The organism is Enterobacter cloacae complex sp. IR53041, from assembly GCF_049238285.1.
In the GTDB taxonomy this organism is placed as follows: domain Bacteria; phylum Pseudomonadota; class Gammaproteobacteria; order Enterobacterales; family Enterobacteriaceae; genus Enterobacter; species Enterobacter roggenkampii.
The window spans coordinates 1-8,361 of sequence record NZ_JBMKHB010000060.1 but is presented as its reverse complement, the minus strand read 5'-3'; the positions used below and the strand labels follow the sequence as shown (position 1 = coordinate 8,361).

Annotated in this window: 6 protein-coding genes; 2 read left to right on the top strand and 4 right to left on the bottom strand. The window is 61.2% G+C overall.

What is annotated here, in order from left to right; genetic code table 11:
- Nucleotides 1-153: 153 nt before the first annotated feature.
- The 4 genes from ACOTXF_RS23330 to ACOTXF_RS23315 form a co-directional block, all read right to left on the bottom strand.
- Nucleotides 154-1,176: a HoxN/HupN/NixA family nickel/cobalt transporter gene (locus ACOTXF_RS23330; protein WP_047746987.1), complete on the bottom strand. Its 1,023-nt coding sequence runs from the start codon at nucleotides 1,174-1,176 to the stop codon at nucleotides 154-156.
- 1 nt (nucleotide 1,177) lies between these two features.
- Nucleotides 1,178-3,394 (bottom strand): carbamoyltransferase HypF, encoded by a 2,217-nt coding sequence (gene hypF, locus ACOTXF_RS23325; RefSeq protein ID WP_047746990.1) that lies wholly within the window; start codon nucleotides 3,392-3,394, stop codon nucleotides 1,178-1,180.
- A 5-nt stretch (nucleotides 3,395-3,399) separates the two neighbouring features.
- Nucleotides 3,400-3,945, bottom strand: coding sequence for an electron transport protein HydN (hydN, locus tag ACOTXF_RS23320; RefSeq protein WP_008499565.1), 546 nt, complete (start codon nucleotides 3,943-3,945; stop codon nucleotides 3,400-3,402).
- 134 nt (nucleotides 3,946-4,079) lie between these two features.
- Nucleotides 4,080-5,093 (bottom strand): LacI family DNA-binding transcriptional regulator, encoded by a 1,014-nt coding sequence (locus tag ACOTXF_RS23315; RefSeq protein WP_047746991.1) that lies wholly within the window; start codon nucleotides 5,091-5,093, stop codon nucleotides 4,080-4,082.
- Nucleotides 5,094-5,307: 214 nt separating this feature from the next.
- On the opposite strand from ACOTXF_RS23315, the gene ascF reads away from it, so the two are divergent.
- Both ascF and ACOTXF_RS23305 read left to right on the top strand, forming a co-directional pair.
- Nucleotides 5,308-6,759 (top strand): PTS cellobiose/arbutin/salicin transporter subunit IIBC, encoded by a 1,452-nt coding sequence (gene ascF / locus ACOTXF_RS23310; protein WP_048962870.1) that lies wholly within the window; start codon nucleotides 5,308-5,310, stop codon nucleotides 6,757-6,759.
- Nucleotides 6,760-6,777: 18 nt separating this feature from the next.
- A complete protein-coding gene (locus tag ACOTXF_RS23305) occupies nucleotides 6,778-8,202 on the top strand; it encodes a 6-phospho-beta-glucosidase (protein WP_047746993.1) in 1,425 nt (474 codons plus the stop codon).
- The last annotated feature ends 159 nt before the right edge of the window (nucleotides 8,203-8,361 follow it).

Here is an 8,361-nt window from a genome sequence, read left to right as displayed (position 1 = left end):
CTACGACCGAAAAACCCAGAGTGTGGTGCGGATAGACTAAAAGTGTTACCCATGTTCCCGGTCTGATCTGTCACCTATGTATCCGGTCATACACTCCGCTTACCCGGCCTACATGCAGACCCGTAAAAGCGTAGCGCCACCGGACTGGGTCGTTCAGGAACGTACCACCAGCGCGTCGTAGCCGCGCCAGCGGTAATTCGCCATGGAGATCAGCCAGCAGGCGACAAACAGACCCACGACGACAAACCCGGCGTTGCCCAGATTGTCGTTTACCGCGCCAATCAGATCCCAGAGGCCGCCGCTGAGGGCAAATTTATCCATCAGCAGACCCAGCGCTTCCAGCCCGCCGATAAACAGCGCCACCACCACGGAGGTGCCGGTGATGGTCATGTTGTAGTAGAGCTTGCGCTGCGGTTTGTTAAACGCCCAGCCGTAGGCACCCACCATCAGCAGGTTGTCGAGGGTATCCACCAGCGCCATGCCGCTGGCGAAGAGTGCCGGGAAGATCATGATTGACCACACCGACATTCCGCTGGACGCGCTGGCGGCAGAGATCCCCAGCACGCCGATCTCGGTGGCCGTATCAAAGCCGAGACCAAACAGGAAACCGACCAGGTACATCTGCCAGCTTTTATTGACGAGGCGGAAGGTCTTGCCAAACAGCCAGTTCATCACCCCGCCCTGAGCAGGTAGCGTGATGTCGTCCTGCACGGGCCTGCCGCGTTTTAGCGCCTGAAAATTGCGCCAGACGCCGCGCAGGATCACCATATTCACCAGCGCCATCGCCAGCAGGAAGGTCGCGGAAACGGCGGTGCCTATCAGGCTGCCGGTTTCGTGGAACCACTCCATGTTCTTCTGAAACGCCGTGGCGGTAGCGGCGATGGCAATGGAGGCCAGCACCACGATAGTAGAGTGGCCCAGCGAGAACCACGCCCCCACGCCAGAGGGGCGTTTGCCCTGCTGCATCATCTTACGCGTCACGGTATCAATGGCGGCAATGTGGTCAGCGTCCACCGCGTGACGCAGTCCGTAGCACCACGCCAGCAGGCTTGCCGCCATCAGCGCCGTGCTGCCGCTAAAGGTGTGCCATGCCCATCCCCAGGCCAGCAGGTTTGCCATTACCAGAGCCAGCAGCAGAAGCGCGGCGCGAGGTTCATTGCGTAACAGTCGTAACATTTTAAGTCCTTTGTAAACATGACCGGGCAGCGGCGACCACCGCCTGCCCGAAGGAGATCGCTCCGTCACCTGCGGGCAGGCGCGAAGGAAAAAGAAGCGTAAAGTCAGAAAGATAATGACGCAGACGCGCGCGCAGCAGACGGTTGTGCAATACCCCGCCGCTGAGGCAGATTGTCGACAGCGACAGGCGCCGGGCGTGAAACGCGGCGAGCTGCGCCAGCCCTTTTGCCAGCGCGTCGTGAAACGCCCAGGCGCGCGCGCAGGGCTCCGCCTGCCAGCTCAGCCACTGCTGCCAGAAAAGCGCGAGATTATCCGCGTCCAGCGTCACCGGATGGTCGACACCCGCGCACTGCGATGCCAGGGCTTCCAGCCGGCAGGCGGCTTCACCTTCCCAGGATTGCGTTTCGATACCCAGCGCGCAGGCGACTGCATCAAACAGGCGACCGCAGGACGAGGCCCGCGGCGCGTTGAGGCCACGCTGGATCGCCGTCGCCAGCAGCGGCCAGTTCTGGCGCTGTACCGCGTGGGTTTCCGGGTACTGCTGCCAGTCAGGCACAAACGCCAGGCAGTGGGCGAGCAGATTGCGCCACGGCTGCCGCGCCGCCAGATCGCCACCCGGCAGCGCAACGGCAGGCAGGCCACCCAGATGCGCGTATTCGAGATAGCTGACCCGAAGGCACTCTCCGCCCCACAGCGTGCCGTTTTCCCCCATGCCGATCCCGTCCAGCGTCAGGGCGATAACGTCTCCGCCCTCGCGCGGCCAGCCGTTTTCGGCCATGCACGCCGCGGCGTGAGCGTGATGGTGGTGTACCTCTTCAAGGGGCAACGCCTGCGCTTGCGCCCACTGGCGAGCGCGGTATCCAGGATGGGCATCGCACACCACGCGCGTCGGCTGAAAGGCGTAAATGTCCTGCATCACCGACAGCGCGGAACGCCACTGCGCTTCCACACCCTCGTCACCGAGATCGCCAAAATGCTGGCTCAGCACCGCCTGGTTCCCACGCACCAGGCAGAAGGTGTTTTTCATCTCCGCCCCGGTGCACAGCATGGCGGGGATATTGTCGAACCCGGCAGGCAGCGTGATGGCATCCGGCACAAAGCCGCGCGCGCGGCGCAGCATCGCACCGTCCCGATCCATCACCGAATCGTCCATCCGCTGCAGAATGTCACGGTTATGCAGCAGGAAACCGTCCGCGATGCCGCTGAGCTCATCCAGTGCCTGGCGGTTGGTGACGGCAGGCGGTCTGCCGCTGAGGTTGCCGGAGGTCATCACCAGCGGGCGCTGGCAGTCCATCATCAGAAGATGCTGCAGCGGGTTCGCAGGAAGCATGATGCCCACGGAATCCAGACCGGGTGCGATACCTTCCGGGAGCGCGGGCAGCCAGGCTTTTGGCGTGAGCACAATGGGTGCGGCGGGTGAGCGTAGCAGCGCCTGAACCGTCTCCGGCAGGTCATCCGCATGTGGGATCATTACCGCCAGCGGCTTCGACGGGCGCTGCTTGCGTGACCGAAGCGTCGCGACCGCCTGCGGGTTACGCGCATCGCAGACGAGGTGAAAGCCGCCCAGCCCTTTAACCGCAACAATACCGCCGCTTTTCAGCATCGCCACCGCCGCGCGCAGCGCAGCCTCGCGCTCAGCGGTCATGTCGCCCGCACGCCACGCCAGCGCGGGTCCGCAGTCCGGGCAGGCGACCGGCTGGGCGTGAAAACGGCGGTCGGCAGGATTACGGTACTCTGCTTCACACGGCCCGCAGAGCGGGAACGGCGCCATTGCCGTGGCCGGGCGGTCGTAGGGCATGGCGCGGATAATGGTAAACCGCGGCCCGCAGTGGGTGCAGTTGATAAACGGATAGCGATAGCGGCGTTCGCGTGGGTCGCCCATCTCAGCCAGACACGCCGGACAGGTCGCGGCATCGGGGACAATCTGGGTGTCCATCGTCCCGGCCCCGCTGTGGCGGATGGTAAAGTCCTCCGGCACGTGCGCCCAGGTAAACGGCTGCGCTTCCACGCGATCAATGCGTGCCAGCGGCGGGCAGTCCTGATGCAGCCTCGCGGTAAAGGCCCCCCCATTACCCGCGAGGCGCACCAGCACGCCCTCTCCGTCATTGCAGACGTCACCGGTCAGCTGAAGCGCCTGCGCCAGCTGCCAGACGAAGGGACGAAACCCCACGCCCTGCACCTTGCCGCGCACCCGCAGCTGAACGCCGTTGCTGCTCATACGGTTCAGAACAGCAGTGATGACGAGGTGTCGAACGCCGCGCGACGGCGCTTTTCGGCGCTCATCTGCTCAAGCTTGTCGCGATCCACGCAGACCAGCGCGTGCGTCGGGCAGGCTTCCATACAGGCCGGGCCGGCCTCACGGTGGTAACACAGGTCGCACTTGTTGGCTTCGGCTTTCTCCGCCCGCACGCTCAGCCCCATGCCGCTGTTGCGCACCACCGGACGGACCACCACCTCCATCGCGCCATACGGGCAGGCAACCACGCAGGTTTTGCAGCCAATGCAGCGCTCCTGCATCACGTGCACAAAGCCTTTCTCGCGTTTAATCGCCCCGTTCGGGCAGACGTTCGCGCACGGTGCGTCTTCGCACTGGCGACAGATGGCGGCGGTAGAAATATTCACGCCTTTGATGACGTGGATGCGCGGCAGGAAGGTGTCAGGGGTGAGCGACGCGCAGTCCTGCTCCGCCTGATGGGAAACCACGCACGCCACTTCACAGGTACGGCAACCAATACACTTACTGGCATCGGCCATAATAAAACGGTTCATCTGCTTCTCCAGCATTACAGTTATGCGCGGAGATATTCATAAACCGTGCCAATAATTAAATTATTGATTTTGTTTCATTTTAAAAATTAAAGCGGTGCCGTCATCGTCACTTATGACGATGACGGCTGTCGACATCAGCGGTGCGGGCCGTCAATAACCGAGTCGCGCAGGACAAGCTCGCCGCAGAAGGTTTGCTGATATTTAAACTCACCGCCGTCGAGCATGAAGATCAGGCGGCTGATGGTCTCTTTGATCATTTCCGTTACCGGGATGCGGACGCTGGAGAGCGACGGCACAATGTAAGGCGCGATGGCCACATCGTCGAAACCGATCACCGACACCGCGTCCGGCGTGGCCACGCCGCTGTCGTGCAGTTGCTTCATGGCACCGATGGCCATATCGTCATTGCTCGCCACCAGCGCCGTAAAGCGCTCACCCCGAGCAAGCAGCTCGGACACCGCCGCCGCACCGCTGGCGGGGTTCCACTTCCCCTGCGCAATCAGCGCCTCGCGCAGCGGAATACCGTGCTGCGCCAGCGCGTCCTTATAGCCGGAGAGACGCTCAACCCCGGTGGGAGAATCCAGCGAGCCGGTGATAAAGGCGATCTCACGATGCCCTTTCGCAATCAGCTGTGACACCGCGTCCTGGCTGGAGGCTTTATGATCGGACCACACGCTGTGGCTGCTGTTTTTCCGCAGGCGGCGGTTGAGCACCATAATGGGCTGCTCGCACTTCTCGACGATCGCATCCATCTCTTCCACGCTCAGAAAACGCGGATAGATGATCACCGCGTCGCAGCGCATATCGAGCAGATACTGGATCGCCTCGCGCTCTTCATCGGCGCTGTGCTTGCCGTCCGCGAGGATCAACTGCCGCCCTTTCTCCTCCGTCATGCGCGCGGCGTGAAACAGCAGTTCGCTAAAGTAGACGCCGTGATAAAGGGTGTTGGTCACCACCAGGCCCAGCGTCTGGGTGCGTTTGGTCGCCAGGTTGCGCGCCAGCAAATTTGGGCGATAGCCACTCTCTTCAATGGCCTGAAACACCCTGTCTTTGGTCTCCTGGCTGACATAGCCATTGCCCGATAGCACCCGGGATACCGTCGCTTTCGAAACGCCTGCCCGCTTCGCCACTTCAAGCATCGTGGTCATGTTGTTATTCCGTCTGAATCTGATGGAGCGCAGTGTACTGCACTGCAGAAAAATTGTCGCAGCGGCGACATCACGCTTTGGGTTCCTGCTGGTGATCGGCGTCACGAAATAAAAAAATGGTCAAAAAGCGATCTTGTTTCATTCATAAAAACTCATGATGATTATGTGGAACCGGTTTCCTACATTTCACACAACGATAACAGGATCACATCCGATGGCCAAAAATTACGCTGCGCTGGCGAACGACGTTATCAGCGCGCTGGGCGGCAAAGAGAACATCGTCGCCGTCACCCACTGCATGACGCGACTGCGTTTCGTTCTGAAAGACGAAACCCTCACCGACGCCGCGCGCCTGAAAAGCATCAGCGGCGTGCTCGGCGTGGTGCGCAGCGACAACCAGTGCCAGGTGATTATTGGCAATACCGTCTCTCAGGCGTACCGCGAGGTGGTAAGCCTGCTGCCCGCTGACCTGCAGCCCGCGGTGCCGGAAGGCCCGCAAAAGCTGACGTTACGCCGCATTGGCGCCGGGATCCTCGACGCGCTGATCGGCACCATGTCCCCGCTGATCCCGGCGATCATCGGCGGCTCGATGGTCAAGCTGCTGGCGATGATCCTCGAGATGACCGGCGTGCTGCCCAAAGGCGCACCGACGCTCACCATTTTGACCGTCATCGGCGACGGCGCGTTCTTCTTCCTGCCGCTGATGGTGGCGGCCTCGGCGGCGGTGAAATTCAAAACCAACATGTCGCTGGCGATAGCCATTGCGGGCGTGCTGGTGCACCCGAGCTTTATCGAGCTGATGGCGAAAGCCGCGCAGGGCGAGCACGTTGAGTTCGCCTTTATCCCGGTGACGGCTGTGAAATACACCTACACCGTCATCCCCGCGCTGGTGATGACCTGGTGCCTGTCTTACATCGAACGCTGGGTGGATCGCATCACCCCGGCGGTGACGAAAAATTTCCTCAAGCCGATGCTGATCGTGCTGATTGCCGCCCCGCTCGCCATCGTGCTGATTGGCCCGCTGGGGATCTGGATCGGTAGCGCCATCTCCGCGCTGGTCTACACCATTCACGGCTACCTGGGCTGGCTCTCCGTGGCGATCATGGGCGCATTGTGGCCGCTGCTGGTGATGACCGGGATGCACCGCGTCTTTACGCCGACCATCATTCAGACCATTGCCGAAACGGGCAAGGAAGGGATGGTGATGCCGTCGGAAATTGGCGCCAACCTGTCGCTCGGCGGTTCGTCGCTGGCGGTGGCGTGGAAAACGAAAAACCCGGAGCTGCGCCAGACGGCGCTGGCGGCGGCGGCCTCCGCCATCATGGCGGGGATCTCTGAACCGGCCCTGTACGGCGTCGCGATCCGTCTGAAACGCCCGCTAATTGCCAGCCTGATCAGCGGCTTTATCTGCGGCGCGGTGGCGGGCATAGCCGGTCTTGCCAGCCACTCGATGGCGGCACCGGGGCTGTTCACCAGCGTGCAGTTCTTCGACCCGGCCAACCCGATGACCATCGTCTGGGTGTTTGGCGTGATGGGTCTGGCAGTGGTGCTGTCGTTTATTCTGACTTTGATACTGGGCTTTGAGGATATTCCGGTCGAAGACGAGGCTGAAAAAGCGCGCGCCCTGCAGACCGCACCGGTACAGAACAACGCAGCAAAAGCATAAATTGAAAGCGAGGTAAGAATGTCTGTTTTTCCACAAGGATTTTTATGGGGCGGCGCGCTTGCCGCCAACCAGAGCGAAGGGGCTTACCGTGAAGGCGGCAAAGGGCTGACGACGGTCGATATGATCCCCCACGGCGCGAATCGCCTGGCAGTGAAGCTCGGTAAGGAAAAGCGTTTCTCGCTGCATGACGACGAGTTCTACCCGAGCCACGAGGCGATTGATTTTTACCATCGCTATAAAGAGGACATCGCCCTGATGGCGGAGATGGGCTTTACGGTGTTCCGCACCTCGATCGCCTGGAGCCGCCTCTATCCGAACGGCGACGAGCCGCTGCCGAACAAAGAGGGCATTGCCTTTTACCGCGCGGTGTTCGAGGAGTGCAAAAAGTACAACATCGAGCCGCTGGTGACCCTCTGCCACTTTGACGTGCCGATGCACCTGGTGACGGAGTACGGCTCCTGGCGCAACCGCAAGATGGTCGATTTCTTCGCCCGCTACGCCCGCACCTGCTTCGAAGAATTTAACGGGTTGGTGAAATACTGGCTGACCTTCAACGAAATCAACATCATGCTGCACAGCCCGTTTTCCGGCGCGGGACTGGTGTTTGAGGAAGGCGAAAACGAAGACCAGGTGAAATACCAGGCCGCGCACCACGAGCTGGTGGCGAGCGCGCTGGCGACCAAAATTGCCCACGAGGTAAACCCGGAAAACCAGGTGGGCTGCATGCTGGCGGGCGGTAACTTCTACCCCTACTCCTGCAAGCCGGAAGACGTGTGGATGGCGCTGGAGAAAGACCGCGAGAACCTGTTCTTTATCGACGTGCAGGCGCGCGGCCGCTATCCGGCCTATTCTGCCCGCGTGTTCCGCGAGAAAGGCGTGGTAATTGTGAAAGACCCGGGCGATGACGAACTGCTGAAAAATACCGTCGACTTTGTGTCGTTTAGCTACTACGCCTCGCGCTGCGCCTCGGCGGACATGAACGCGGGCAACACCAGCGCGGCGAACATCGTGAAGTCCCTGCGCAACCCGCACATTCAGGTGAGCGAATGGGGCTGGGGCATCGACCCGCTCGGGCTGCGCATCACCATGAACATGATGTACGACCGCTACCAGAAGCCGCTGTTCCTGGTGGAAAACGGCCTGGGGGCGAAAGACGTCATCGATGAAAACGGCGAGATCAACGACGACTACCGCATTAGCTACCTGCGCGAGCACATCCGCGCAATGGGCGATGCGATTGAGGACGGCGTGCCGCTGATGGGCTACACCACCTGGGGCTGCATTGACCTGGTCTCGGCCTCGACGGGGGAGATGAGCAAACGCTACGGGTTTGTGTACGTCGACCGCGACGACGCCGGGAACGGCACGCTGGAACGGAAACGCAAGAAATCGTTCAGATGGTATAAGAAAGTGATTGCGAGTAACGGGGCGGATCTGGCGTAGCCTGTTTTGCCGGGTGGCGGCTTCGCCTTACCCGGCCTACAAAACCGTAGGCCCGGTAAGCGTAGTGTATGACCGGATACATAGGTGACAGATCAGACCGGGAACATAGGTAACACTTTTAGTCTATCCGCACCACACTCTGGGTTTTTCGGTCGTAGT

Excerpts from the sequence above, each read along its gene's own strand:
- ACOTXF_RS23315 (WP_047746991.1), bottom strand. The coding sequence starts at position 5,093 with ATGACCACGATGCTTGAAGTGGCGAAGCGGGCAGGCGTTTCGAAAGCG.
- hypF (WP_047746990.1), bottom strand. The coding sequence starts at position 3,394 with ATGAGCAGCAACGGCGTTCAGCTGCGGGTGCGCGGCAAGGTGCAGGGC.
- ACOTXF_RS23305 (WP_047746993.1), top strand. The coding sequence starts at position 6,778 with ATGTCTGTTTTTCCACAAGGATTTTTATGGGGCGGCGCGCTTGCCGCC.
- hydN (WP_008499565.1), bottom strand. The coding sequence starts at position 3,945 with ATGAACCGTTTTATTATGGCCGATGCCAGTAAGTGTATTGGTTGCCGT.
- ACOTXF_RS23330 (WP_047746987.1), bottom strand. The coding sequence starts at position 1,176 with ATGTTACGACTGTTACGCAATGAACCTCGCGCCGCGCTTCTGCTGCTG.
- ascF (WP_048962870.1), top strand. The coding sequence starts at position 5,308 with ATGGCCAAAAATTACGCTGCGCTGGCGAACGACGTTATCAGCGCGCTG.